The 24829-nt window shown below is 71.2% G+C and carries 24 protein-coding genes and 1 pseudogene; 11 read left to right on the top strand and 14 right to left on the bottom strand.

All coding sequences use genetic code 11. From position 1 onward, the window contains the following. Positions 1 to 20: 20 nt before the first annotated feature. Both B6R96_RS16350 and B6R96_RS16355 read left to right on the top strand, forming a co-directional pair. Positions 21 to 857, top strand: a complete 837-nt coding sequence (locus B6R96_RS16350) for an arylamine N-acetyltransferase family protein (protein ID WP_081522793.1) — start codon at positions 21 to 23, stop codon at positions 855 to 857. A gap of 29 nt (positions 858 to 886) precedes the next feature. Next, on the top strand, positions 887 to 1102 hold the full coding sequence (locus tag B6R96_RS16355) for a hypothetical protein (RefSeq protein ID WP_030389705.1): 216 nt from the start codon (positions 887 to 889) through the stop codon (positions 1100 to 1102). A gap of 559 nt (positions 1103 to 1661) precedes the next feature. Here the strand turns inward: B6R96_RS16355 and B6R96_RS16360 are convergent. The 4 genes from B6R96_RS16360 to B6R96_RS16375 form a co-directional block, all read right to left on the bottom strand. Next, a complete protein-coding gene (locus B6R96_RS16360) occupies positions 1662 to 2672 on the bottom strand; it encodes a hypothetical protein (protein WP_053701074.1) in 1011 nt (336 codons plus the stop codon). A gap of 98 nt (positions 2673 to 2770) precedes the next feature. Next, positions 2771 to 3763 (bottom strand): ABC transporter substrate-binding protein, encoded by a 993-nt coding sequence (locus B6R96_RS16365; RefSeq protein WP_081522794.1) that lies wholly within the window; start codon positions 3761 to 3763, stop codon positions 2771 to 2773. 32 nt (positions 3764 to 3795) lie between these two features. Next, positions 3796 to 4464, bottom strand: coding sequence for an ABC transporter permease (locus B6R96_RS16370; protein WP_081522795.1), 669 nt, complete (start codon positions 4462 to 4464; stop codon positions 3796 to 3798). Positions 4465 to 4468: 4 nt separating this feature from the next. Continuing rightward, on the bottom strand, positions 4469 to 5227 hold the full coding sequence (locus B6R96_RS16375) for an ABC transporter permease (protein WP_081522796.1): 759 nt from the start codon (positions 5225 to 5227) through the stop codon (positions 4469 to 4471). 149 nt (positions 5228 to 5376) lie between these two features. Between B6R96_RS16375 and B6R96_RS16380 the strand changes: the two genes are divergently transcribed. Continuing rightward, on the top strand, positions 5377 to 6339 hold the full coding sequence (locus B6R96_RS16380; RefSeq protein ID WP_030383553.1) for an ABC transporter ATP-binding protein: 963 nt from the start codon (positions 5377 to 5379) through the stop codon (positions 6337 to 6339). A 96-nt stretch (positions 6340 to 6435) separates the two neighbouring features. On the opposite strand, the gene B6R96_RS16385 is transcribed toward B6R96_RS16380, so the two are convergent. Then, complete coding sequence (locus tag B6R96_RS16385; RefSeq protein WP_030383554.1) at positions 6436 to 7545, bottom strand: alpha/beta hydrolase; 1110 nt, start codon at positions 7543 to 7545, stop codon at positions 6436 to 6438. A 152-nt stretch (positions 7546 to 7697) separates the two neighbouring features. Between B6R96_RS16385 and B6R96_RS16390 the strand changes: the two genes are divergently transcribed. The 6 genes from B6R96_RS16390 to B6R96_RS16415 all read left to right on the top strand — a co-directional run bounded on the left by B6R96_RS16390 (position 7698) and on the right by B6R96_RS16415 (position 12603). After that, positions 7698 to 9545 carry a phosphatidylglycerol lysyltransferase domain-containing protein gene (locus B6R96_RS16390; protein WP_081522797.1) on the top strand — a complete coding sequence of 616 codons (1848 nt, stop codon included), beginning with the start codon at positions 7698 to 7700 and terminating at the stop codon, positions 9543 to 9545. 94 nt (positions 9546 to 9639) lie between these two features. After that, positions 9640 to 10503, top strand: a complete 864-nt coding sequence (gene folP, locus B6R96_RS16395) for a dihydropteroate synthase (protein ID WP_030383556.1) — start codon at positions 9640 to 9642, stop codon at positions 10501 to 10503. A gap of 25 nt (positions 10504 to 10528) precedes the next feature. Further along, a complete protein-coding gene (locus B6R96_RS16400; protein ID WP_030383557.1) occupies positions 10529 to 10972 on the top strand; it encodes a nuclear transport factor 2 family protein in 444 nt (147 codons plus the stop codon). A gap of 131 nt (positions 10973 to 11103) precedes the next feature. Beyond that, the gene (gene folB, locus B6R96_RS16405; RefSeq protein ID WP_030010912.1) at positions 11104 to 11463 is read left to right on the top strand and encodes a dihydroneopterin aldolase; all 360 of its coding nucleotides are present in this window, start codon (positions 11104 to 11106) and stop codon (positions 11461 to 11463) included. Continuing rightward, positions 11460 to 12068 (top strand): 2-amino-4-hydroxy-6-hydroxymethyldihydropteridine diphosphokinase, encoded by a 609-nt coding sequence (gene folK / locus B6R96_RS16410; RefSeq protein ID WP_081522798.1) that lies wholly within the window; start codon positions 11460 to 11462, stop codon positions 12066 to 12068. Before folB ends, folK begins: the two co-directional genes overlap by 4 nt. Before the next feature lie 46 nt (positions 12069 to 12114). Then, positions 12115 to 12603 carry a DUF3180 domain-containing protein gene (locus B6R96_RS16415; protein ID WP_081522799.1) on the top strand — a complete coding sequence of 163 codons (489 nt, stop codon included), beginning with the start codon at positions 12115 to 12117 and terminating at the stop codon, positions 12601 to 12603. A 31-nt stretch (positions 12604 to 12634) separates the two neighbouring features. Here the strand turns inward: B6R96_RS16415 and B6R96_RS16420 are convergent, their stop codons facing one another. From B6R96_RS16420 to dacB, 7 genes are all read right to left on the bottom strand, one after another. Further along, positions 12635 to 13012 (bottom strand): hypothetical protein, encoded by a 378-nt coding sequence (locus tag B6R96_RS16420; RefSeq protein WP_081522800.1) that lies wholly within the window; start codon positions 13010 to 13012, stop codon positions 12635 to 12637. Positions 13013 to 13016: 4 nt separating this feature from the next. Continuing rightward, the gene (gene folE / locus B6R96_RS16425) at positions 13017 to 13625 is read right to left on the bottom strand and encodes a GTP cyclohydrolase I FolE (protein ID WP_053175784.1); all 609 of its coding nucleotides are present in this window, start codon (positions 13623 to 13625) and stop codon (positions 13017 to 13019) included. 123 nt (positions 13626 to 13748) lie between these two features. Beyond that, entirely contained in the window at positions 13749 to 15764 is a 2016-nt protein-coding gene (gene ftsH, locus B6R96_RS16430; RefSeq protein ID WP_030383561.1) for an ATP-dependent zinc metalloprotease FtsH, read from the bottom strand. 204 nt (positions 15765 to 15968) lie between these two features. Next, positions 15969 to 16529: a hypoxanthine phosphoribosyltransferase gene (gene hpt, locus B6R96_RS16435; protein ID WP_030228417.1), complete on the bottom strand. Its 561-nt coding sequence runs from the start codon at positions 16527 to 16529 to the stop codon at positions 15969 to 15971. Positions 16530 to 16594: 65 nt separating this feature from the next. Beyond that, the gene (gene tilS / locus B6R96_RS16440) at positions 16595 to 17656 is read right to left on the bottom strand and encodes a tRNA lysidine(34) synthetase TilS (RefSeq protein WP_053175781.1); all 1062 of its coding nucleotides are present in this window, start codon (positions 17654 to 17656) and stop codon (positions 16595 to 16597) included. Between the two features lie 223 nt (positions 17657 to 17879). Then, complete coding sequence (locus tag B6R96_RS16445) at positions 17880 to 19022, bottom strand: zinc-dependent metalloprotease (RefSeq protein ID WP_081522801.1); 1143 nt, start codon at positions 19020 to 19022, stop codon at positions 17880 to 17882. Positions 19023 to 19060: 38 nt separating this feature from the next. Beyond that, on the bottom strand, positions 19061 to 20539 hold the full coding sequence (gene dacB, locus B6R96_RS16450; protein ID WP_081522802.1) for a D-alanyl-D-alanine carboxypeptidase/D-alanyl-D-alanine endopeptidase: 1479 nt from the start codon (positions 20537 to 20539) through the stop codon (positions 19061 to 19063). 133 nt (positions 20540 to 20672) lie between these two features. Here dacB and B6R96_RS16455 point away from each other — a divergent pair, with 133 nt between their 5' ends. Beyond that, positions 20673 to 21167, top strand: a complete 495-nt coding sequence (locus B6R96_RS16455) for an inorganic diphosphatase (RefSeq protein WP_008742522.1) — start codon at positions 20673 to 20675, stop codon at positions 21165 to 21167. Positions 21168 to 21351: 184 nt separating this feature from the next. After that, positions 21352 to 22992, top strand: a complete 1641-nt coding sequence (locus B6R96_RS16460) for a threonine/serine ThrE exporter family protein (RefSeq protein WP_081522803.1) — start codon at positions 21352 to 21354, stop codon at positions 22990 to 22992. Between the two features lie 176 nt (positions 22993 to 23168). Here the strand turns inward: B6R96_RS16460 and B6R96_RS16465 are convergent. After that, a pseudogene (locus tag B6R96_RS16465) lies at positions 23169 to 23843 on the bottom strand (VTT domain-containing protein); the annotation flags it as partial. A 121-nt stretch (positions 23844 to 23964) separates the two neighbouring features. Then, complete coding sequence (locus B6R96_RS16470) at positions 23965 to 24723, bottom strand: MerR family transcriptional regulator (RefSeq protein WP_081522805.1); 759 nt, start codon at positions 24721 to 24723, stop codon at positions 23965 to 23967. Positions 24724 to 24829: the final 106 nt, after the last annotated feature.

Here is a 24829-nt window from a genome sequence, read left to right on the forward strand (position 1 = left end):
TCCGGATCTAGGCTGTCCACATGATCACTGGCATATACACCGACTACCTGGCCCGGATCGGCATCACGGACCCCGGATCCCCCTCCGTGGAAGGGCTGTTCGCACTCACGCGGGCCCATCTGGAGCGGATCCCGTTCGAGAACACCGAGATCCAGCTGGGCCGGCCGCCGGGCATCGACCCGGAGCTGTCCGTGCGCCGCATCGGCGCCGGGCGCGGCGGCTACTGCTTCCACCTCAACGGGGCCTTCGCGGCCCTGCTGGAGCAGCTCGGCTACGACGTGACCCGCCACGTCGGAGGCATGTCCGCGGATCCGCAGTCCACGGAGGTGAGCGGCGACCACCTCACCCTGACCGTACGGATCGACGGTGAGGCCCACTTCGTGGACGTCGGCCTCGGCGACGGCCCGCCCGAGCCGCTGCCCCTGCGCGAGGGCCGCTACGAACGGGGCTTCGGATACGGGCTGCGACCGCTTGCCGACGGTGCGGGCTGGACCTTCCTCAACGAGGAGTCGCCCTTCCCGGCGATGAACTTCCGCTCGGCCCCGGCCACGATGGCCGACTTCGCGGCCGAGCACCTGCGGCTCTCCACCGCCGAGGACTCCCCCTTCCTGCAGTCCTTCTTCATGCTGCGGCGCAACGCCGGGGTCATGAACCGCCTGCACGGCAAGATCCTGCTGACCCTCGACCCGGCGGGCGGACGCGACAAGCGCGAACTGGCCGGACCGGAGGAGCTCTTCGAGGCCATGGCCACGGTCTTCGGGCGGGAGCTCGACGACCTGACGGCGGCGGACCGGGCCGCGCTGTGGGCCCGCATCGAGCGGGCGCACGAGGTGTGGCTCGCCGCCCAGCAGGACTGATGTCGGTGGGGCAGGGCAGACTGGGCGCCATGTCCCACTCCCCCCGCCGGGCCTGCCCCGCCTGCGGCCGCGACTGCGCCGTCACCGCCGGCCGGATCGCCCGCCACGACCCGCCCTCGGGGCGGGGGCGCGGCGATCTGGTCTCCTGCCCCGGCTCCCGTGCGCGGGTCGCCCTCGGCGCCTCGGCCCCCACCCTGGACGGCTTCACCCTCCCCGAACACCCGGGCCAACTCCCCCTGTTCTGAAGGCTCCGCCCCGCCCCGCCCCGCCGTTGCACGGGGCTCCGCCCCGGCCCCCGCGCCTCAAACGCCGGCGAGGCTTGATGCGGCGGGGTCGTGGGGTGGGTCGGTGCCCCGCACGAGGGTCTCCTCGGCTCGGCGCGCGCGGCGGCGTCGTGGCCGTACGGCGGGGGTCGCGCCTCGTCCTGCGGGGACCCTCCTGCGTGTCCCCGCCCCAAGGCAGGCTCCGACCGTGCCCGGGACCTGACCTCGGGGTGTGTCGGCGGAGGGGAGTGGGGACGGGGCGGGGTGTCCCCGCAGGACGAGGCGCGACCACCGGGTACGGCCGAGACATGCCCGCGCGCGCCGAGCCGAGGAGACACCCCGCCCCGGCCCCGCGCACCGACCCAGTCCGACATGCCCGCACCACTCAGCAACGCCGCTCACGAAGGCACGGGCCCGCACCACTCAGCCTCGCCGGCGATTGAGGCGCGGGTCCGGGCAGCGCCCGGCACACCACCGCGAGCCGCACACCGCCGAGCCGCCCGCAGGGCACCCGGCAGCGCCCGGGACACGGGGCCGGGCGTCAGGAGATCGCCGTGCGGAGGCGGACCACGTCGATCGGCTCGGTCTCGTCGTGCGCCGTCAGGTCGATGACCTGGCCCACCGCGCGGGTCTCGTCGGTCGCCGGCTTGAACTCCGGCTCCGCAACGGCCTGCGCGGACTCCGCCTTGTGCACGGCGAGTGCCTCGGCTCCGACCACGTCCGCCAGGTCCTCGTTCTGGACCGCCTCGATCACCGCGCGGGCCTGCGCCGCGTTCTTGGTGCCGAAGAAGTCGAAGCCGCCCTCGACTCGGGAGGCCGTGCGCCGCTGGGCCGCGTACGGGGCCACCGCGGCCGCCGGACGGCGCGCGGGCACCGAGGCCGCCGCGGCCGGTGTGGGGGCGTGGCTCCGCCCGGGGCCGGGCTCCGGGTCCGAGGGGGCCGGCGGGGCCGGCGGCAGCTCCCGCGTCTGCCGCCGGCGGGCCAGCGCGCCCAGCGCCGCGTGGGCCCGGGCGTAGCCGACCGCGGTGGGTGCGCCCGCGGAGGTGCGCTCCTCGGTGACGGCCGGAAGTTCCTTGGGGGCGGCGGCCGGAGCCGCGGACGCCTCGATGGCCAGCAGTCGGCGGCCCTCCAGGGCGCTGGCGCGCTCGGTCTCGGCGGTCGCGTACCGGCGCAGCAGCGCCGCGTGCTCGCCGCGCAGGCCGGCCAGTTCGACGCGTTTGGCCCGCAGCTTGGCGTCGAGCCTGGCCCGCAGCACCCGGGCCTCTTCGAGGTCGGATTCGAGCTCGGCTATCCGCTCGTCGGTCCGCCATTCGTCCTTGACCCGCTCGCGCGCGAGTTCGGCGACGCGGCGGCCCGCCGAGCGGTCCCAGGCGCGCATGACGACGGCGCCGGCGACCCCGGCGGCCGCCGTGACGGCCACGAGCAGCCGCAGCGCCGTCGGTTCCGCCAGCAACCAGGCCGCGCCCGCACTGGCGACGGACACGCCGGCCACGGTCGTCGGCGTGAGCAGCCGGTGCAGGGGTTCGGGATTGCGGTGGCGTCCACGGGGCATGGCCCGAAATTTACAGGGCATGGGGGTCGAGTGGGATACCCGCCCGGCAAACTCTTCCCGGGCAGTTACCCCACATTTCTCCATCAACCCCGTGCGCGCTACTTCTTCAGCAGGCCCTTGGACTCCAGGTAGGCCTTCGCGACGTCGGCCGGCTTGGCGCGCTCGGCGTCCACCTTCCGGTTGAGGTCGACGAGATCGGCCGTCGTGAGTGCCTTGGTCAGCTTGTCGAGCGCGGCCGCGACCTCCGGCGTACCGGCGTCCTTGGCGTTGACGACGGGCAGCACGTTGTCGGCGTTCTGGAGTTTCTTGTCGTCGTCGAGCAGGACCAGGCCGAAGCTGTCGAGGGTGGCGTCGGTGGTCGTGGTGAGCACGAGCTGGTCGGCGCCGTCCTTGACCGCCTGCTTGGCCTGGGGCGTGCCGACGCCCTTCGGGTCGATACCGGAAACCTGAATTCCGTACGTCTTGGTCAACCCCGGTGCGCAGAAGGGCCGGACGCTGCATTCGTCGCCCGCCGCGATCTTCACCTTGAGTCCGGACTTACCAAGATCGGAAAGTGTCTTCAGGTTGTTCTTCTCGGCGAATTCCTTGGTCACCGCGAATGCGTTCTGGTCGACCGCCTCACCCGCGGACAGCGCCTTCAGGCCGAGCGGGGCCGCGAGCTTCTCCAGGGCCGCCACCGTCGCCGTGACGTCGCTGGAGGCGACCGGCTTCTCCTCGGGCGCCTTCGGACCGTTGACCTTGGCGTTGAGGAACTCCGCGAGGGTCGCCGCGTACTCCGGGACGACGTCGATCTCGCCCTTCCCCAGCGACGGCTCGTACAGCTCGCGGTTGTTGACCGTCTTGACCGACGTGCTGTAGCCGGCGTCCTTCAGGACCTGCGCGTACAGCTCGGCGAGCACGTTCGACTCGGTGAACCCGGCCGCGCCGATCACCAGGCTGCCCTTGTCACCGCCCGCGGACGAGGGGGAGTCGGCGGAGGCCGCGCCGCCGTCCTTGCTCTTCTCCAGGCTGTCGCCGCCGCACGCGGCCAGCGACACCGTCAGGGCCAGGGCGCCCAGGGACGCGCCGAGGACGCGCGTGGTCTTGGTCATGGGGGTACTCCGTTCGAGGCGGTGGACAGGGTTCAGCGGGAGGCCGCGGTGCCGGGCAGCAGCCGGTCGGCCGCCACCAGCGCGCCCTCCACCAGGAGGGCGAGGGCGGCGACCAGCAGGGCGCCCGCGACGACCTGCGGGGTGTTGTACGTGTTGAATCCGGCGGTGATGATCCGGCCCAGGCCGCCCTGGCCGACCATGGCGGCGATCGTGGCCGTGGCGATGACCTGCACGGCGCCCGAGCGCAGCCCGGTCATCACCAGGCCGCGGGCGAGCGGCAGTTCGACGCGCAGGAAGAGCTGGGGGCCGGACATGCCCATGCCCCGGGCGGCCTCCACCACCGAGCGGTCCACCTCGCGCATGCCGACGTAGGCGTTGGTCAGCAGCGGCGGAACGGCGAACAGCACGAGTGCGGCGATGGTCGGCAGGTAGCCCGCGTTGCGCAGCGGGGAGACCATGAACAGGGCCAGGACGGCGAAGACGGGGACGGCCCGGCCGATGTTGGAGATGTTGATCGCGAGGGTGCCGCCCTTGCCGAGGTGGCCGAGGAACAGGCCGATCGGCAGCGCCACCGCGCAGGCGATCGCGAGCGCGACCGCACTGACGTAGGCGTGCTCGCCGAGCCGGTGCCAGACGCCGCTCTCTCCGGCCCAGTTCGCGCCGTCGGCCAGCCAGTCCCAGGCCCCTGTGATGACGTCCACGGCTTCAGGCCCCCTTCGCCGGAGCGGGAGCAGGAGCGGGATCCTGGGCCGCGGCCCGGCCCGGATCGGTCGCACGGTCCGCGGATCGGCCGCCGGCACCGGCCCGGGTCCACGGGGTGAGCAGTCGCTGTATGCCGAGCAGCAGCAGGTCGGCGACGAGCGCGAGCAGCACGCACAGCACGGAGGCGGTGAGCACCTGGGCCTTGAAGGAGCTGTTCACGGCCGGGGCGATGAGGTTGCCGAGGCCGCCCTTGCCGACGATGGAGCCGACCGTGGTCAGTGCGACCGTCGAGACGGTGGCGATCCGTACGCCGGCGAGCAGCGCGGGCAGTGCGAGCGGCAGCTCGACCTGCCACAGCAGGCGCCCGGGGCCGTATCCCATGCCGCGCGCGGCCTCCCGTACGTCCTCGGGGACGGCTTCCAGGCCGGCCAGCACGTTGCGGACGAGGATCGTCAGCGAGTAGAGCACCAGCCCGGTGACCACCAGCGAGGCCGAGAGGCCGAAGACGGGCAGCAGCAGGGAGAACATGGCCAGCGAGGGGATCGTGTAGAGCAGGGTGGTCAGGCCCAGGACGGGCGCCGCCCAGCGGCGGCCGCGGCGGGCCAGCAGGGCGAGCGGCACGGACACGGCGATGCCGATGAGGACGGACACGCCCGTGATCCAGATGTGTTCGAGGGTGGCGTCGGTGAGTTCCTGGGAGCGGGAGGTGACGTAGTCCCAGCAGATCCAGTCGTTCGCCACGAGGCAGTTCTGCCCGGCCATGCCCCTCACCCCCCATCATTCGAACGTACGTCTTCACGATCACCCGTTACAGCGACCCTAACCCCCACGACCCACAATGGCCGGAATCCTTCGCAGTCGGGCAACACGCCCTTCACAAATCAGCGCCGCGCGTGCGGAAAGATGAGCTTGTGATCCGATTCGAGCATGTGACCAAGCGCTACCCCGACGGGACGACAGCCGTCGAGGACCTGTCCTTCGAGGTGGCGGAGGGCGAGCTCGTCACGCTCGTGGGCCCGTCCGGCTGCGGCAAGACCACCACGATGAAGATGGTCAACCGGCTGATCGACCCGACCTCCGGCCGGATCCTGCTGAACGGCGAGGACATCGCGGCCGCCGATCCGGTCGAGCTGCGCCGCCGGATCGGCTACGTCATCCAGCAGGTCGGCCTGTTCCCGCACAAGACGGTGCTGGAGAACACGGCGACCGTGCCGCAGCTGATCGGCACCCCCAAGGCGCAGGCCCGCGCCCGGGCGGCGGAACTGCTCGAACTGGTGGGCCTGGACCCGGCCGTGTACGGGGGCCGGTACCCGGAGCAGCTGTCGGGCGGGCAGCGCCAGCGCGTCGGCGTGGCCCGCGCGCTCGCCGCCGATCCGCCGGTGCTGCTGATGGACGAGCCGTTCGGCGCGGTGGACCCGGTGGTGCGCGAGCGGCTGCAGAACGAGTTCCTGACCCTGCAGCGGACGGTGCGCAAGACGATCCTGCTGGTCACGCACGACCTGGAGGAGGCGATCCGGCTCGGCGACCGCATCGCGGTCTACGGAACGGGCACCATCGAGCAGTTCGCCAGCCCGGCGGCGGTGCTCGGGGCGCCTGCCACCGAGTACGTGGCCTCCTTCGTCGGCGCCGACCGGGGGCTCAAGCGGCTCGCGGTGACCGCGGTCGAGGCGGCCGACCTGGCGTCCGCGGAGGGCGGGGCACCGGCCGTGTCGGTGGCGCTGGGGGCGACGCTGCGGGAGGCGCTCGCGGCCCTGCTCCAGGAGGACTCGGGGCGGATCGGCGTCACGGACCCGGACGGCGGCGCGCTGGTCGGCGTACTGACCCCGGAGGGGGTCCACCGGGCACTGCGGCGGGCCCAGTTGCAGGAGGCCTAGCCCCGAACCGGCCCCCGAACCGGCCCCGGAAACGGCTGTGACCGGCCTCGTGGGGCCGGTCACAGGTACGTCGGCGCCTGATCGGCGCGGGGCGGGTCAGGCCTCGATGCGGCTGCTCATCCACGTCAGCATCGGCGGGATCTCCCGTCGCCACGTGTTGAAGTTGTGGCCACCGCTGTCGAGGATGATGGAGGAGACCCGGTCCGGGCCCTGCACCTTCTTGATGAACTTCCGGGTGTCGCCGAGGTTCGGCTCGCCCTTCTCGCTGCTGGTGACGAGGAAGGACGTACCGGTCGGCTTCTTGTTCTCGATGCTGTGCAGCACGTCCGCGCGCTTCTTCAGCTTCTCGTCCCCGTGGAACAGGTCACCGGTCGTCGGGTCGTCCGGGGCGTCGTAGTACGCGGACAGACCGGCGGCGGCACCGAAGGTCTCCGGGTAGTGCGCGGCGATCTTCAGGGCGCAGTAACCGCCCGTGGAGTTGCCGATGAAGCCCATGTTCTGGGGCTTCTTGCCGACCCGGAAGGTGTCCTTGATGGCCTGCGGGAGGTCCTCGCCGAAGAAGGTCTCGGTCTGCGGTCCGCCGGGTATATCGACGCACTCGGTGTCACGCGGCGGCGCGATGGTCGGGCGCAGCATGACCAGGATCATCGGCTTCATCTTGCCCGACTTGGACAGGCTGAAGGCCTTCATCGGGTAGTCGAGCCCTTTGATCAGGTTCTCGGCGGTGCCCGGGTAGCCGGTCAGCACGATGGACGCGGGGAAGTTCTGGTCCTTGTGCTGCGGCTGGAAGTACTCCGGCGGGAGCCAGACGTAGCCGGGGCTCGTTATCTTCGACTTCTGCCCGGTTATGGCAACCTTCAGGATCTGACCACCGACCTGGGGCTTGGCGCCGCCGGGTACGTCCAGCTTCTGCTTGTCGACGACCTTGATGTCCTTGCTGCTCATCGAGTGGTCGACGACCTTGCCCATGGACGTCTCCTGACCGAGCAGGTCGGCCCAGGAACCGTAGAAGAGGAACGACTTGTTAGCCGCGAGCCCCACAGCCGAGAACAGCGCCAGCTGGGTCGCCAGCAGCAGCCCGATGCGGCCGGCGAACGCGCGCCAGGTGCGGCCCGAGAGCTTCGGCCAGAACCAGACCGTGGCCGCGAAGAGCAGCACACCGGCGAGGATGGCCAGCGCCAGAACCGTATTACTGGTGAGACCCATGAGCAGTCAGTCGACTTTCTGGTGGCAGGACTGTTTTTTTCCGACGAAAGAGTGAACCCGCTCCTCGTCGATGTCGTCCTAAGGGACGCACCACACACCGGAGGCTGTCGCGGCCTTCGGCCACATGATCTCTCGCGGAGCAACGGGAAGCGATGTCTAGCAGGATAGATGGCGATAAGTCGGGACAGGTTCCGAGCAGGGTCCGCCGAATCCTCCGAGGTCCACAGCCGGAGTCGGTGCCCGGCCTGGTAGGTACGGCCGTCATGATCGTCGGCCTTCTGGACATCGCGGCAGGGGTGTTCCCGCGTTTCCGGCACAGCCGGATCCACGCGGTGGCCGAGGTGCTGCCGGTCTTCGGACCGTTCGCGGCGGCCCTGGCCATCAGCGCGGGCGTACTGCTCCTGCTGCTCGCGCACGGCCTCAAGCGCCGCAAGCGCCGGGCCTGGCGGGCGGCGGTCGTACTGCTGCCGGCCGGCGCCGTGGCGCAGTTCCTCTACCGGCACTCGATCCCCGGAGTGGTCATCGCGGCGGTGCTCTTCGCGCTGCTGCTGCGCCACCAGGGTGAATTCAAGGCGCTGCCCGACCCGCGCAGCCGCTGGAAGGCGCTCGCGAACTTCGTGCTGATGAGCGCGGGCTCGATCGGGCTCGGCCTGCTCATCGTCAACGTCCACCCGAACAAGGTCGTCGGCAACCCGGGCCTGTACGAGCAGATCACGCACGTCGTCTACGGCCTCTTCGGCTTCGAGGGCCCCGTCGACTACGCCGGCCAGGTCTCCTGGACCGTCGGCTACTCCCTCGGCGCGCTCGGCATGCTGACCGCCCTCACCACGATGTACCTGGCCTTCCGCCCCGAGCACCCGGCCGCCCGGCTCACCGCCGACGACGAGGGCAAGCTGCGCGAGCTGCTCGCCAAGCACGGCGGCCGCGACTCGCTCGGCCACTTCGCGCTCCGCCGCGACAAGGCCGTCGTCTTCTCCCCCAGCGGCAAGGCCGCCGTCACCTACCGCGTCGTCTCCGGTGTGATGCTCGCCTCCGGCGACCCCATCGGCGACGTCGAGGCCTGGCCCGGCGCGATCGAGCGGTTCATGGAGGAGGCCAAGGCCCACTCCTGGACCCCGGCCGTCATGGGCTGCAGCGAGACCGGCGGCGAGGTCTGGACCCGCGAGACCGGTCTCGACGCCCTGGAGCTGGGTGACGAGGCGATTGTCGATGTCAAAGACTTCTCCCTCTCGGGCCGCGCCATGCGCAATGTCCGCCAGATGGTGAAGCGCATCGAGCGCAACGGCTACACCACCAAGGTCCGCCGGGTCAGCGAGCTCACCGAGGCGGAGCTGGAGCAGGTGCGCGGCGCGGCCGAGGCCTGGCGCGGCACCGACACCGAGCGCGGCTTCTCCATGGCGCTGGGCCGGGTCGGCGACCCGGGCGACGGCGACTGCTTCATCGCCACCGCCCACCGCGTCGAGGAGGGCGACACCAGCCCCTTCGGCGACCTGAAGGCCGTCCTGCACTTCGTCCCGTGGGGCACCGACGGCATGTCGCTGGAGCTGATGCGCCGCGACCGCGCCGCCGACCCCGGCATGAACGAGCTCCTGATCGTCGCCTCCCTGGAGGCCGCCCCCGGTCTGAAGATCGAGAAGGTCTCGCTGAACTTCGCGATGTTCCGCTCGGCCCTCGCCCGCGGCGAGAAGATCGGCGCCGGACCGGTCCTGCGGATGTGGCGGGGCCTGCTGGTCTTCCTGTCCCGCTGGTTCCAGATCGAGTCGCTGTACAAGTTCAACGCGAAGTTCCGCCCCCGCTGGGAGCCCCGCTTCGTGGTCTTCCGCACCACCCGTGACCTGCCCCGCATCGGCTTCGCCGCGATGCAGGCCGAGGGCTTCGTGACGCTGGCCCTGCCCCGGCTGTTCGCCAGCCGCCGGCGCCCCAAGCCGGTGCGCACCTGCACGCACAACCACATGACGACGGTGCCCAAGCAGGCCGAGCGCGAGGTCCAGGCGGCGTAGGCCCTCGCACGCAACCGTCCAGGGCCCCGGCGGCCGCGAGGCGCCGGGGCCCTGGTGTATCCAGGTCAGCCCTACCCTTGGACCTATGAACACGATGCGCGGAGCCACCGGCAGGGGCCGGGTCGCAGGTCTGCCGGACTGGGACCGCTGCGGGGTCATGGGCGTGGTCAACGTCACCCCCGACTCCTTCTCCGACGGCGGTCGCTGGTTCGACACCACGGCCGCGGTCAAGCGCGGCCTCGACCTCGTCGAGCACGGCGCCGACCTCGTCGACGTCGGCGGCGAGTCCACCCGCCCCGGAGCCTCCCGCGTCGACGAGGAGGAGGAGCTGCGCCGGGTCGTCCCCGTGGTGCGCGGGCTGGCCTCCGAGGGCGTCACCGTCTCCGTCGACACCATGCGCGCGACCGTCGCCGCCCGGGCCGTCGAGGCCGGCGCGATGCTGGTCAACGACGTCAGCGGCGGCCTGGCCGACCCCGGGATGATCCCGGCCGTCGCCGCCGCCGAGGTGCCCTTCGTGGTGATGCACTGGCGCGGCTTCAGCGCCGGCATGAACAGCCTCGCCGTCTACGAGGACGTGGTCGCCGAGGTGAGCGCCGAGCTGCGGGCCCGGATCGACGCGGTCGTGGCCGGCGGGATCGCCCCCGAGCGGCTGGTGGTCGACCCCGGTCTCGGCTTCGCGAAGAACGCCGAGCACGACCTCGCCCTGGTCGCCCACCTCCCCGAGCTGCGCGCCCTGGGCTTCCCGCTGCTGGTCGCCGCGTCGAGGAAGCGTTTCCTCGGCCGGGTCCTGGCCGGCGCGGCCGACGCCGCCCCGCCGCCCGCCCGCGAGCGCGACGCCGCCACGGCCGCCGTCTCGGCGATCGCCGCCCACCAGGGCGCCTGGGCCGTACGCGTCCACGAGGTACGGGCGACCGCGGACGCCGTTCGGGTTGCCCGGGCCGTCGAAGGGGCACTCTGATCGTCACCCACCGACAAGGAGCACCGTGAGCAGAACCGACATCGAGGCGGTCGAAGAGGTCAACACGGCCTTCTACGAGGCAATGGAGCAGGGGGACTTCGACTCACTGTCGGCGCTCTGGCTGGAGGACGAGATCTCCTGCGTGCACCCCGGCTGGCCGGTGCTCTCGGGACGTGGCGAAGTCCTGCGCTCGTACGCGCTCATCATGTCGCACACCGACTACATCCAGTTCTTCCTGACGGACACCAAAGTGGCCGTAATAGGCGATACCGCCCTGGTCACCTGCACGGAGAACATCCTCAGCGGCGGCCCCGCCGAGGACGGCGGGGAACTGGGCCCGCTCGTCGGTCAGCTGGTCGTCGCCACGAATGTGTTCCGACGCACATCCGAGGGCTGGCGACTGTGGTCCCACCACGGTTCTCCCGTCCTCACGGAGTCCGACGACGACGAGGATGAGGACCCCTCCTGACCCCTCCGGCGGGAGCCGGAGTATTTCGCAGGTAAATTCGAAGACGGACGACGCCGACCGCACTCGGCGCAGGCCCATGGCCCCGGGGAGCCCCGGGACCGGAAGCACTTACGAAAGCAGGAGTGATTCGCGTGGATCGTGTCGCGCTGCGCGGCCTCAAGGCTCGCGGGCACCACGGCGTCTTCCCCCGGGAGCGCGAGGAGGGCCAGACCTTCATCGTCGACCTCGTGCTGCACCTCGACACCCGTCCCGCAGCGGCCGGGGACGACCTGGCGAAGACCGTGCACTACGGGGTCGTCGCCGAAGAGGTCGTCGACGTGGTCCAGGGTGAGCCCGTCGACCTGATCGAAACCCTGGCCGAGCGAATCGCCCAGCAGTGCCTCAAGCACGAAGCGGTGGCGCAGGTGGAGGTCGTCGTCCACAAGCCGGACGCGCCCATCACCGTCCCCTTCGACGACGTGACCATCACGATCACCCGGAGCCGCGCATGAACAACGGACTGAACGCTCAGAGCGACCCCACCGTCCAGCCGGTCCCCGCCTCCGTCGTGGAGGCGGTCGACGCGGCGGACGTCACCCTGTCCAACCCCAAATGGGCCGTCATCGCGCTCGGCGCGAACCTCGGCAACCGGCTGGAGACCCTCCAGGGCGCCATCGACGCCCTCGGCGACACCCCGGGCATGCGGGTCAAGGCCGTCTCCCCCGTCTACGAGACCGAGCCGTGGGGCGTCGAGCCCGGCTCGCAGCCCTCGTACCTCAATGCGGTCGTCGCCGTGAAGACCACCCTGCCGCCGTCCTCGCTCCTGGAGCGCGCGCACGCCGTCGAGGAGGCCTTCGACCGCGTCCGCGAGGAGCGCTGGGGCCCGCGCACCATCGACGTGGACATCGTCGCGTACGCCGACCGCGTCTCCGACGACCCGGTCCTCACCCTCCCGCACCCGCGCGCCCACCAGCGCGCCTTCGTGCTGGCCCCCTGGCACGACATCGACCCCGAGGCCCGGATCCCGGGCCGCGGCGACGTCGCCGCGCTGCTGGCCGAGATCGGTCTGGTCGGCGTGACGCCGCGCCTCGACCTGGAACTCCACCTCCCCGAGTAGTCGTTAGCCTGTTCACGGCTACTCGCTGAAAGTGGGGAACGGGCAAGTGAAGCAACTGAGGCCGGCGGTCCTGGCAGGCATCTTCGTGATCGCCGGGGTCCTGTCCTGGGCCGGCGCGCGCCTGTGGAACGCCTACGGCATCCTGCCGGGCGTTCCGCTGGCCGCGCCGATCGTCCTGGGCGTGATCGCGGTGGTGCTGCTGGCCACCGCCCTGTCACTGCGGGCCCGCCTCAAGGCCCAGCGCGAGCGCCGCCCGGACGCCAAGGGCGTGGAGCCGCTGATGGCAGCCCGCGCGGTGGTCTTCGCCCAGGCGAGCGCCCTGGTGGCGGCGCTGGTCGCGGGCATGTACGGCGGCGTGGGCGTCTTCCTGCTGACCGACGCCCTCGACGTCCCGGCCCGCCGCGACCAGGCCTGGTACGCCGGCTTCTCGGTCCTGGCGGGCGTGGCGGTCATTGGCGCGGCCCTCTTCCTGGAGCACGTCCTCAAGCTCCCCGAGGACGACGAAACCCCGGAAGCCCCGGCCGCCCACGCCTGACGGCCCCGGCCCCGGTCCGGGGCCACGGATCCTACGCGGGGTGGACGTGCCCGATCCACTCCCACAGCCTGCGGCCGCCCGGCCCCTTGTCCTCCCAGTCGCAGAACTGGAGATCCGCGAGAGCCCCGTCGACCGCGAAGAGGGAGACCTCGCCGTCGTAGCCGCCGCCGGCGTCGCACAGGGAGCCCCCGGCCACGACGGCCGTGCGGGTGTCCGTCGGCACCGCCGCCACGGCCTCCGTGTCCACCCGCAGGTACACGCACGGACATGCGCAGTCGCTCGCATGCATCGCCGTGTGCGGGATCTGGCGCCGGAAACCCCGTGCCGCTTCGGACTCCCCGGCCAGCAGCAGCTCGAGCGTCCGCCGTACGTCCTCGCTCAGGGGTGCCCAGTCGTCCGGGCCGGGCACGGGCTCAGCGAGCCATGATCAGGCTCATGGCCTCGTTGCGGGTGGCGGGGTCGCGGAGCTGGCCGCGGACGGCCGAGGTGATCGTCTTCGCGCCCGGCTTGCGGACCCCGCGCATCGTCATGCACATGTGCTCGCACTCGATGACCACGATGGCCCCGCGCGGCTCCAGGATCTCCATCAGGGAGTCCGCTATCTGCGTGGTCAGCCGCTCCTGCACCTGCGGGCGGCGGGCGAACACGTCCACGAGGCGGGCCAGCTTCGACAGGCCGGTGATCTTGCCGTCGGTGGACGGGATGTAGCCGACGTGGGCCACGCCGTGGAAGGGGACCAGATGGTGTTCACACGAACTCATGACCTCGATGTCCTTCACCAGGACCATCTCGTCGTGACCCAGGTCGAACGTCGTGGTCAGGACCTCTTCGGGCGTCTGGTAGAGCCCGGCGAATATCTCCTTGTACGCCCGCGCCACGCGCGCCGGGGTCTCCAGCAGTCCCTCGCGGTCCGGATCCTCGCCGACCGCGATGAGCAGCTCACGGACCGCCGCCTCGGCGCGCTTCTCGTCGAACACGCCGATCGTGCCCTCGTCGCCGGTCAGGGTCACTGGGTCCGTCATTGATTCCTCGTTCCTGTGTGCCTGTGCACTCGCACTCGCGGGCACATAAAAATGAAAGTGCCGCGCCCCCCAGGCTAGAACCTGGGGGGCGCGGCTTCCATTCCGGGTGGACGGGCTCGCGGACTAGTCCGTGAGCTCCTCCGGCGAGGCCTCGGGGGCCTTCTCCACCGACACGGCGGACGTGCCGTTCGCCGAGTTCGTCAGCTGGAGCTCCTTGGGAGAGAGCACCGGCGGGCGGGTGGAGGGGGTGCGGCGGGAGGAGCCGGTCCACGCGGGGCGGGCCGGACGCTTCACGATCGTCGAGAAGATCTCGGCGATCTGCTCCTTGTTCAGCGTCTCCTTCTCCAGCAGCGCGAGGACCAGGTTGTCGAGAACGTCACGGTTCTCGACGAGGATCTCCCAGGCCTCGTTGTGCGCGGTCTCGATGAGCTTCTTGACCTCTTCGTCGACCAGCGCCGCGACCTCTTCCGAGTAGTCCCGCGGGTGCGACATCTCGCGGCCCAGGAACGGCTCGGTGTTGTCGCCGCCGAACTTGATCGCTCCGAGGCGCTCGGTCATGCCGTACTGCGTGACCATGGCCCGTGCCGTGGCGGTGGCCTTCTCGATGTCGTTCGCCGCACCGGTGGTCGGGTCGTGGAAGACCAGCTCCTCGGCCGCGCGCCCGCCCAGCATGTACGCCAGCTGGTCGAGCATCTCGTTGCGCGTGGTCGAGTACTTGTCCTCGTCGGGCAGGACCATGGTGTAACCCAGGGCCCGGCCGCGGGACAGGATCGTGATCTTGTGGACCGGGTCGGAGTTCGGGGAGGCCGCCGCGACCAGGGCGTGTCCGCCCTCGTGGTACGCGGTGATCTTCTTTTCCCGGTCCGACATGATCCGGGTCCGCTTCTGCGGGCCCGCCACGACGCGGTCGATGGCCTCGTCCAGCGAGTGGTTGTCGATCAGCTTCTTGTCCGAGCGGGCCGTGAGCAGCGCGGCCTCGTTCAGGACGTTGGAGAGATCGGCACCGGTGAAGCCGGGCGTGCGACGGGCGACCGCGCCCAGGTCGACGTCCGGGGCGACCGGCTTGCCCTTCTGGTGGACCTTGAGGATCTCCAGACGGCCCTGCATGTCCGGACGGTCGACCGCGATCTGACGGTCGAAGCGGCCGGGGCGCAGGAGGGCCGGGTCGAGGATGTCCGGGCGGTTCGTGGCGGCGATCAGGATGACGCCGCCCTTCACGTCGAATCCGTCCATCTCGACGAGCAGCTGGTTGAGGGTCTGCTCGCGCTCGTCGTGACCGCCGCCGAGGCCGGCACCGCGGTGCCGGCCGACGGCGTCGATCTCGTCGACGAAGACGATCGCCGGCGCGTTGGCCTTGGCCTGCTCGAACAGGTCGCGGACACGCGAGGCACCGACACCGACGAACATCTCGACGAAGTCGGAACCGGAGATCGAGTAGAAGGGGACACCGGCCTCGCCCGCGACGGCACGCGCGAGCAGGGTCTTACCGGTGCCGGGCGGGCCGTAGAGCAGCACACCCTTGGGGATCTTGGCGCCGACGGCCTGGAACTTCGCCGGCTCCTGGAGGAACTCCTTGATCTCGTGGAGTTCCTCGACGGCCTCGTCCGAGCCCGCGACATCGGCGAACGTCGTCTTCGGGGTGTCCTTGGTGATGAGCTTGGCCTTGGACTTCCCGAAGTTCATGACCCGGGAGCCGCCACCCTGCATCTGGTTCATCAGGAACAGGAAGACAACGACGATGAGGACGAAGGGCAGGAGAGAGAGCAGCACGCTCAGGAACGGGCTGGTCTTGTCCGGCGCGACCTTGTAGCCGTCGGGGATCTGGCCGGCTTCGTACTTCTTCTGGAGATTGTCCGCGAGCTGAACGCCCTGGTCTCCGATGTAGTTGGCCTGGAACTTGGTGCCGGAGTTGTCGCCGAGCTTCTGGTCCTTCTTCAGCTCGACCTTGATCATCTGGCTGTCGCCGGTGGTGAGCTCGGCGCTCTGCACCTGGCCGCTGTTGATCGCCTTGATGACCTCGCTGGTGTCCACCGTCTTGTAGCCGCCGCCGGAGCCGACGACATTCATCAACACGACCACGGCGAGGACGGCCAGCACGATCCACATGACCGGCCCACGGAAGTATCGCTTCACGTCCATCCATACGGGGCGCCAGGCGCCCCGTCCCTCCTGCCCGTAGGTAAATGCTGCTGTGAGTAAAGACTGTTCTTCGGAATGTACCCCTGTATTGTCACCCGCGGCCTCATGGGACGGCTGACAGACCCGCCTTCCCCTGCTCCAACGGCGGGAATCGCCCCCAGGTTCCCCGCAGGACTGCCGGGGTTCCAGGGGACGGGAGCTGGATCAGCCGCCGTAGACGTGCGGGGCGAGGGTGCCGACGAACGGCAGGTTGCGGTACTTCTCCGCGTAGTCGAGGCCGTAGCCCACGACGAACTCGTTCGGGATGTCGAAGCCGACCCACTTCACGTCGATCGCGACCTTCGCCGCCTCGGGCTTGCGCAGCAGGGTGACGACCTCCAGGGAGGCCGGCTGGCGCGAGCCCAGGTTCGACAGCAGCCAGGACAGCGTCAGGCCCGAGTCGATGATGTCCTCGACGATCAGGACGTGCTTGTCCTTGATGTCGGTGTCCAGGTCCTTGAGGATCCGCACCACGCCGGAGGACTGGGTCCCGGCGCCGTACGAGGACACCGCCATCCAGTCCATGGTGAGGGGGGTGGACAAGGCACGCGCCAGGTCCGCCATCACCATCACCGCGCCCTTGAGCACACCGACGATGAGCAGGTCCTTGCCCGCGTACTCCGCGTCGATCTTCGCGGCCAGCTCGGCCAGCTTCGCGTCGATCTCTTCCTTGGTGATGAGCACCGACTGGAGGTCGCTGCCCATGTCCTTCTCGTCCACCCGCATCACTTTCGTTGTCGGCCGGGGCTCCGGGGGCGACCCCGGAGGACTCAGCCGTGTTTCAGCACCAATCAGCCCTGCCGAATGACAAGTCTGCCACCCTGCCGCTGGGCCTCGACCCGGCCGGGCAGGTTGATGGCGCCCTGACCGCGCCATCCGGTGATGAGGCGGTCGACTTCTTCGATGTGGCGGGCGAAGAGGGAGCCCGCGGGAGACCCGGCGGCGACCACGGCCCTGCGCAGCACACGGCGCCGGACGGCCGGGGGCAGGGCGTAGAGCTTGGCGCACTCCAGGCGCCCGTCGGCGTCGCGCACGCCGGTCTCCGCCTCGGCGGCCCAGGCGTCCAGGGCGTCGGCGTCGTCCCGGGAGAGCTGCGCGGTGCGGGCGAGTGCCTCGACGACTCCCTTGCCGAGCGCCTTCTCGAGGGCGGGCAGTCCCTCGTGGCGCAGCCGGGAGCGGGTGTAGGCGGGGTCGATGTTGTGCGGGTCGTCCCAGACGGGGAGGGACTGGACCATGCAGGCCTTGCGGGCGGTCTGCCGGTCGATCTGGAGGAAGGGCCGGCGGTAGCGGTTGGTGCGGCCCGCGGTGCCGGGGCCGCCGGGGCCGCCGGAGACCTCGGGCATGCCGGAGAGCGAGCGGATGCCGGAGCCGCGGGCCAGGCCCAGCAGGACGGTTTCGGCTTGATCGTCCCGGGTGTGGCCGAGCAGTACGGCGGCTGCGCCGAGCCGGTCCGCGGCTTCGTCCAGGGCCCCGTAGCGGGCGTCGCGGGCGGCGGCCTCGGGTCCGCCGTCGCGGCCGACGCGCACGGCGACGGACTCCACCGGGTCGAGGCGGAGCGCGGTCATGCGGGTGACGACCTCGGCGGCGCGCAGGTCGGAGCCGGGCTGGAGGCCGTGGTCGACGGTGATGCCGCCGGCCCGGATGCCGAGTTTGGGGGCCTCGAAGGCGAGGGCCGAGGCGAGGGCCATGGAGTCGGCGCCGCCGGAGCAGGCGACGAGGACGAGCGGCAGGGAGCTCCCGGCGGTGCGGGGGGCGGGGGGAGCGCCCGGGTGATCGGTGAGGTCGGTGAGGACGTCGTGGAGTACGCGGCGGACCGCCAGGCGTATCGCCGCGACCGCAGGATGGGGACCCATGTCCGGTGCCCTTCGATGGAGTTCGGATGCCTCGGAGGCGTTGGGGTGGTGTGCTGGGTGCTGCTGCCCGGCTGCCCCCGCGGAACGGGAGGATGTCACTCAGAGTGCGTCGATGGTGACAGAACCGAGCCGTTCCCCGAGCATCGCACGCCCTTCCACGGCTCACGGTCCCTCGGACGGGTGACGCTGCTTCCCCCAGTGAGACATGTTTACGCCCCCTGTGTCACTCCGCTTCGCTCTGTTCGCTCCCCTTGCTGTGCACCCGGGCGACCCAGTCGGCGGGCCTGGCGATCTCCGCCTTGGTCGGCAGAGTGTTCGGGGAGGTCCACACCCGGTTGAAGCCGTCCATGCCGACCTGGCCGACGACGGCGCGCACGAACCGCTCGCCGTCGCGGTACTGGCGCAGCTTGGCGTCGAGGCCCAGCAGCTTGCGCAGGGCGGAGTCGAGCCGGCCGGCGCCGCTGGCCCTGCGCTGCTGGAACTTCTCGCGGATCTCGGCGACCGAGGGCACCACCTGGGGGCCGACCCCGTCCATGACGAAGTCGGCGTGGCCCTCCAGCAGGGACATGACGGCGGTGAGCCGGGCCAGGATCTCGCGCTGCTCGGGCGTCTGCACGAGCTCGACGAAGGAGCGGCCCTCGTCCCCGCTCTCGGCGTCCGGGCGGGCGCCGGCGAAGGACTGGGCGGCCTCACGGATGCGCTCCAGGACGGTGCCGGGGTCCACGTCGGTGGCGCCCAGGAACGTCTGGATTTCGCCTTCGAGGTGGGCGCGCAGCCACGGGACAGCCGTGAACTGTGTACGGTGCGTCTCCTCGTGCAGGCACACCCACAGCCGGAAGTCGTGCGGGTCCACCTCCAGCTCGCGCTCGACGTGCACGATGTTGGGCGCGACCAGCAGCAGCCGGCCGCCCGCGGCCGAGGCCGGCAGGTCGCGGGAGACCGGCGCGAAGGTCTCGTACTGGCCCAGGACCCGGGAGGCCAGGAAGCTGAGCAGCATGCCCAGCTCGACGCCGGTGACCTTGCCGCCGACCGCGCCGAGGACGGCTCCGCCGGGGGCGCCCGCGCGGCGTTCCTGCATCTTGCCGAGGAGCGGCTGGAGCAGCTCGCGGAAGCCCGCGACGTTGGCCTTGACCCAGCCGGCCCGGTCGACCACCAGGACGGGCGTATCGGGGACGGCCGTCCCCTCCGGGATCATCCGGGTGAACTCGCGCACGTGCCGTTCCGAGGTCCTGGCGTGCCTGCGCAGCTCCGCCACGACGGCCCGCGCCTCGTCCCGGGTGACCTCCGGGCCGGGTCGTACCAGCCGGGTCGCGGTCGCCACCGCGAGGTTCCAGTCGACCATCTCCGCACCACCGATGCTCGTCATGCGTCAACCGTACGTGGACCGGCCCTCTTGCGGACCCCCTAGGAGGCGGTCGCGACGGCGGCGGCCAGCTTGTCGAGGGCCTTCTCGGCGCCCTCGGCGCCGGGGCTGTTCGCCGTCAGGAAGGCGAAGGCGAGCAGTCGGCCGGAGGGGTCGACCACGGTGCCGGCGAGGGAGTTGACCCCGGTCAGGGTGCCGGTCTTGGCCCGGAGCAGTCCGGCGGCCGGTGAGCTGCCGGCGTTGCGGGCCTTCAGGGTTCCGGTGAATCCGGCGACGGGCAGTCCGGTGAGGACCGGCCGCAGCTCGGGGCGCTGCGGGTCGGCGGCCTTGGCGAGGAGCCCGGTGAGCAGGCCGGCGCTGACCTTGTCGGCGCGGCCCAGGCCGCTGCCGTCGGCGAAGCGGGAGCCGGCGGTGTCGACGCCGAGGGCGGTGAGCCGGTCGGTGACGGCCTTCTCGGCGCCCTCGAAGCTCGCGGGGCGGCCGGAGGCGAGGGCGGTCTGCCGGGCGAGGGCCTCGGCGATGTCGTTGTCGCTGTTGGTGAGCATCCGCTCGACCAGGCCGGCGATCGGGGTGGACAGGGTGACGGCCAGCGGCTGGACGCCGGTGGCGGCCTTGGCCCGGGCCGGTTCGCCGGTGACCGTGATGCCGCGGTCGGCCAGCAGGGTGCGGAAGGTGCGTGCGGCGTCCCGGGAGGGGTCCTCGGCCCGGTCCACGGGCCCGGAGGTGGAGTCGTCGGGGCGGCCCTCGTCGGCCGCCAGGGCGGTCACCGGAGCGATGTTGGGGTTGACGCCGATCGGGTGGCGGACGGGGCCGGTGTAGAGGCTGTCGTCGTATCCGAGGGTCACCGTGTCGGTGCCGGCCGCCTTGAGGGCCTGCGCGGTGTCGGCGGCGAGGGCGACGAGGCTGCCGCCGGATCCCGCGGGGCTCTTCTTCTTCGCGGTGAGCGAGGGGTCGCCGCCGCCGACGAGGACGATCTGCCCCGGGGCGGCGCCGGGGGCGACCGTGGTCCTGATCCGGTGCTCGGGCCCGAGGGCGGCCAGCACGGCCGCGGCGGTGACGATCTTGACGGTGGAGGCGGGGGTCATGGCGTCCCGCGCCCCGGACTCGTAGAGGACCTGCCCGGTGGCCGTGTCGACCACGGACGCGGTACGGACGGTGCCGAGCGCCGGATCGGCGAGCAGCGGCTTCAGCGCGGCGGCCAGGCCCCCGGCGGAGGCGGGTGCGGCGGGCGCCGACTGTGCGCGCGGGACCCCGGGGCCGATTCCGCCGAGCACCCCGGGGGCGCTGGGCGCGGCCTGCGGCAGGCGCCCGGAACCGGGTCCGTCGCCGTGATCTGCGCCACCCGTACGGCCCCAGGAGGCGGCGCTGTCCCGCTCGGCCTTACGCTGGCCGGAGTCCCAAGGACCGGCGGCGGCCACCGCTGCCACCGACAGGGCCAGGCCGGCGACGGCCGAACCCGCGATGAGCTGCCACGTCTTGTCCAATGGCACCTCGGACCAGCCCCTTTCGCGATCACACATATGCGTGAGGGACACTTAACCACTGCGTCTTGCCGCGAGCATGGCACCCCACCCGGCAGGGCTGGGCCGGACGCGCACGCGGTGCAATCAACGCAGTCTCGAAGCAATGCAGCTGATCATGGAGGAGCAGGACGTGGAGTTCGACGTCACCATCGAGATCCCCAAGGGTTCGCGGAACAAGTACGAGGTGGACCACGAGACCGGCCGGATCCGTCTGGACCGTCGCCTCTTCACCTCGACCAGCTACCCGGCCGACTACGGCTTCGTCGAGAACACCCTCGGCGAGGACGGCGACCCGCTGGACGCGCTGGTCATCCTTGACGAGCCGACCTTCCCGGGCTGCCTGATCAAGTGCCGCGCCATCGGCATGTTCCGCATGACGGACGAGGCGGGCGGCGACGACAAGCTGCTCTGCGTGCCGGCCTCCGACCCGCGTGTCGAGCACCTGCGCGACATCCACCACGTCTCCGAGTTCGACCGCCTGGAGATCCAGCACTTCTTCGAGGTCTACAAGGACCTGGAGCCGGGCAAGTCGGTCGAGGGCGCGAACTGGGTCGGCCGCACCGAGGCCGAGGCCGAGATCGAGGCCTCGTACAAGCGCCTGGAGGCGCAGGGCGGCCACCACTGAGCTCGCGCTCGGCGGTAGCGGGCCGGGGGACTCCCCCGCGCCCCTGATGACATGGCGGGCGGTATCCCCTCGGGGGATGCCGCCCGTCGTCGTGTGCACGGGAGGGCGGGGCCGGTCTGGGTATGCGGCGGGAGGAAACGATTCCGCATACTGATACCCACGGTGATCACGGACTGGAGGACGCGTGGCGGAGGCCGACGGGGCAGAGGACAGGAAGCCCCAGTCCGACGAGGCGCACAGCGCCTTCACGCCGCCGCCCGGGATGGAGCCGGAGGCTCCGGAGGAGGACCAGCCCACCTCCGAATTCGCTCTTCCGGCGGGCACCGAACCGGCGCAGCCGGAGCCCGAGGGGTCCGCCTTCGCCACCCCCGCCACCTACCGGGCCTCGCAGTCCCCGCTCGCCTACACGCCCGGCCAGGGTTTCCCCGTCGTACGGATGAAGGAATCGCCCTGGCAGGACCGGATGCGCACGATGCTGCGCATGCCGGTCGACATCCGGCCCGTGCCGGAGCTGGTCCAGAGGCAGAGCGAGGCGGGTCCCGCCGTGGGCCGCGTGCTCGACCTGACCCTGCGCATCGGCGAGCTGCTGCTCGCGGGCGGTGAGGGCGCCGAGGACGTGGAGGCCGCGATGTTCGCCGTGGCCCGCTCCTACGGGCTGGACCGCTGCGAGCCGACCGTCACCTTCACCATGCTGTCGATCACCCACCACCCCTCGCTGGTGGGCGACCCGGTCTCGGCCAGCCGCACCGTGCGCCGCCGCGGCACCGACTACAACCGGCTCGCGGCCGTGTTCCGGCTCGTGGACGACATCAGCGCGCACGAGATCGACGTGTCGCTGGAGGAGGCCTACCGGCGCCTCGCCGAGATCCGCCGCAACCGGCACCCGTACCCCGGCTGGATGCTCACCGCCTCCGCCGGACTGCTCGCCGGCGCCGCCTCCACCCTGGTCGGCGGTGGGGTCCTCGTCTTCTTCGCCGCCGCGATCGGTGCGATCCTCGGCGACCGCCTGGCCTGGCTGTGCGCCGGCCGCGGACTGCCCGAGTTCTACCAGTTCGTGGTCGCCGCGATGCCGCCCGCCGCGATCGGGGTGGCCCTGAACATGACCGCCATCGACGTCAAGGCCTCCGCGGTGATCACCGGTGGGCTGTTCGCCCTGCTGCCGGGACGGGCCCTGGTGGCGGCCGTGCAGGACGGCCTGACCGGCTACTACATCACCGCGTCGGCCCGGCTGCTGGAGGTCATGTACCTCTTCATCGGCATCATCATGGGCGTGCTGGTGGTGCTCTACGTCGGCTTGCAGTTCGACGCCTCGCCGCGGCCGGAGGAGGTCCTGGAGATCCAGCAGCGGCCGCTGATCCAGATCGCCGCCTCGATGGTGCTGGTGTTCACCTTCGCGATCCTGCTCCAGCAGGAACGCTCCACGGTGGTGATCGTGACGCTCAACGGCGCGGTCGCCTGGGTCACCTTCGGGGCCCTGCACTACGCGGGGGGCATCCCGCCCGTACCCTCCACGGCCATCGCCGCCGGGCTGGTCGGCCTGTTCGGGCAGCTCTTCTCCCGCTACCGCTTCGCGTCCGCCCTGCCGTACGTGACCGCCGCCATCGGCCCGCTGCTGCCCGGCTCGGCGACGTACTACGGGCTGCTGCTGATCGCGGAGGACCGGCTGAACGAGGGCCTGGGCTCGCTGGTGAACGCCGCGGCCATCGCGCTGGCCATCGCGATCGGCGTGAACCTCGGGTCGGAGGCCTCCCGGCTGTTCATGCGCATCCCGGGGGCCGCGAGCGCCGCCAAGCGCCGTGCGGCGAAGCGGACCCGCGGCTTCTGAGGCCCCCGCGGGACCTCGGGCCCGCGCAGGCCCCGTACGCGGGCCCCGCCGCGGGCACACGTACGCCCCGGGGCCTCTCGTGGGCCTCCGGGGCGGTACGGGCGTGCGGGGTGCTTACGGGGCGGGGCGGCGCGGGCGGCTCAGCGCTTGGCGTGCCGGCCGCGCGCGCCGGGGGCCTGCGGGCCGGAGCCGTCGGCGGCGGGAGCCGCGGCCGACTCGGCGCCGGCGTTCGCCTTGCTCTCCTTGCGGGCCTTCAGCACCTCGAAGACCACCGGGACGACCGACAGCAGGACGATGCCCACCAGGATCGACTCGACGTTGGTCTTGATGAACTCGATCTGCCCGAGCCAGTAGCCGGCGATCGTGACGCCCGCTCCCCAGCCGATGCCGCCGATGATGTTGTAGGTGAGGAAGGTGCGGTACTTCATCGTGCCGGCGCCCGCGACCATCGGGGCGAAGGTACGAATGATCGGCACGAAGCGGGCGAGCACGATGGCCTTGGGGCCGTGCTTGTCCATGAACTCGTGCGCCTTGTCCAGGTTCTCCCGCTTGAAGAGCTTGGACTTCGGCCGGTTGAAGAGCTTCGGCCCGAAGAACTTGCCGATCATGTAACCGACCTGGTCACCGATGATCGCGGCGGCCACGATCAGGGTGCAGACCAGCCACAGCGGCTGCTTGATGTACTGCCCGTCCGCGACCAGCAGGCCCGCCGTGAAGAGCAGGGAGTCGCCGGGGAGGAATGCGAAGAGTCCCGACTCGGCGAAGACGATGACCAGGATGCCGATCAGACCGAAGTGCGAGATCAGATAGTCCGGGGACAGCCACTCAGGGCCGAGCGCAAGCGTATACACGGGTTCCGGGCTCTCCTGGATCGGGGGGGCGTAAGGCGGAAGGAGCGGTTTCAATTATCAACGCACACGACCCCCACCCGGTTCCAGGGACCGGAGGGGGTCGGATGCGTGACCTTCGCGCCTACACCTTGCGTACGGCGTTGGCCATGATCGCGTCCCGCAGGAAGACGGCCAGCCCCGGCCGGACGGCGTCGTAGGTGGCCGTGAACCGCTCGTCCGCCACGTACATCTCGCCCAGGCTGGTGTGCATCTCGTACGAGCAGGTGTAGCAGTTCCCGTCGATCCAGCCGCGGTGCTCCTCGGCCAGGTCCATGGCCTCCTCGGACTCCGCGGCCGCTCCCGCGTCCATCAGCGCGGCCAGCCGCCGGTTGATGTCGCCGGCCTCGGCCAGGATCCGCTGCCAGTCCTCCTTCGTGCAGGCGGCGGCCCGGCGCTGCGACTCGGCGTAGGCGTCCGTGCCGCCCCAGCGCTGTTCGGCCTCCGCGGCGTACTGGTCGGGATCGAAGTCCCCGAAGACCTCGAACTTCTCCTCGGGCGTGAGGTTGATGCCCATCTTCTTCGCCTCCATGGCGTGCTCAACGGCCTTGGCCATCTGCTGGAGCCGGTCGATCCGGTCGGTCAGCAGGGCATGCTGCCGGCGCAGATGCTCCCGCGGATCCGTTTCCGGGTCGTCCAGCAGGACCGCGACCTCGTCGAGGGGGAAGCCGAGCTCCCGGTAGAACAGGATCCGCTGCAGCCGGTCCAGGTCGGCGTCGTCGTACCGCCGGTGTCCCGCACTGCTGCGCCCGCTCGGGGAGAGCAGGCCGATCTCGTCGTAGTGGTGCAGGGTGCGCACCGTGACTCCGGCGAATCCGGCGACCTGGCCCACGGAGTGACTCATCTCTTCCGCCCTCTGGTTGGGTACGCCCTTCACTGTGGTCCCTCACGCGGCGTGAGGTGCAAGTCCCCGCTCGGGCCCCTTCGCGGGGTCCCGTCGCACGGGTGCT

The sequence above is a fragment of the Streptomyces sp. Sge12 genome (assembly GCF_002080455.1).
GTDB lineage: Bacteria > Actinomycetota > Actinomycetes > Streptomycetales > Streptomycetaceae > Streptomyces.

What these genes read in the sequence shown, in the direction of transcription:
- B6R96_RS16350 (WP_081522793.1), top strand. Translation starts at nt 21, where the DNA reads ATGATCACTGGCATATACACCGACTACCTGGCCCGGATCGGCATCACG.
- B6R96_RS16355 (WP_030389705.1), top strand. Translation starts at nt 887, where the DNA reads ATGTCCCACTCCCCCCGCCGGGCCTGCCCCGCCTGCGGCCGCGACTGC.
- B6R96_RS16360 (WP_053701074.1), bottom strand. Translation starts at nt 2,672, where the DNA reads ATGCCCCGTGGACGCCACCGCAATCCCGAACCCCTGCACCGGCTGCTC.
- B6R96_RS16365 (WP_081522794.1), bottom strand. Translation starts at nt 3,763, where the DNA reads ATGACCAAGACCACGCGCGTCCTCGGCGCGTCCCTGGGCGCCCTGGCC.
- B6R96_RS16375 (WP_081522796.1), bottom strand. Translation starts at nt 5,227, where the DNA reads ATGGCCGGGCAGAACTGCCTCGTGGCGAACGACTGGATCTGCTGGGAC.
- B6R96_RS16385 (WP_030383554.1), bottom strand. Translation starts at nt 7,545, where the DNA reads ATGGGTCTCACCAGTAATACGGTTCTGGCGCTGGCCATCCTCGCCGGT.
- B6R96_RS16390 (WP_081522797.1), top strand. Translation starts at nt 7,698, where the DNA reads ATGTCTAGCAGGATAGATGGCGATAAGTCGGGACAGGTTCCGAGCAGG.
- folP (WP_030383556.1), top strand. Translation starts at nt 9,640, where the DNA reads ATGCGCGGAGCCACCGGCAGGGGCCGGGTCGCAGGTCTGCCGGACTGG.
- folK (WP_081522798.1), top strand. Translation starts at nt 11,460, where the DNA reads ATGAACAACGGACTGAACGCTCAGAGCGACCCCACCGTCCAGCCGGTC.
- folE (WP_053175784.1), bottom strand. Translation starts at nt 13,625, where the DNA reads ATGACGGACCCAGTGACCCTGACCGGCGACGAGGGCACGATCGGCGTG.
- ftsH (WP_030383561.1), bottom strand. Translation starts at nt 15,764, where the DNA reads ATGGACGTGAAGCGATACTTCCGTGGGCCGGTCATGTGGATCGTGCTG.
- hpt (WP_030228417.1), bottom strand. Translation starts at nt 16,529, where the DNA reads ATGCGGGTGGACGAGAAGGACATGGGCAGCGACCTCCAGTCGGTGCTC.
- tilS (WP_053175781.1), bottom strand. Translation starts at nt 17,656, where the DNA reads ATGGGTCCCCATCCTGCGGTCGCGGCGATACGCCTGGCGGTCCGCCGC.
- B6R96_RS16445 (WP_081522801.1), bottom strand. Translation starts at nt 19,022, where the DNA reads ATGACGAGCATCGGTGGTGCGGAGATGGTCGACTGGAACCTCGCGGTG.
- dacB (WP_081522802.1), bottom strand. Translation starts at nt 20,539, where the DNA reads ATGTGTGATCGCGAAAGGGGCTGGTCCGAGGTGCCATTGGACAAGACG.
- B6R96_RS16470 (WP_081522805.1), bottom strand. Translation starts at nt 24,723, where the DNA reads ATGAGTCACTCCGTGGGCCAGGTCGCCGGATTCGCCGGAGTCACGGTG.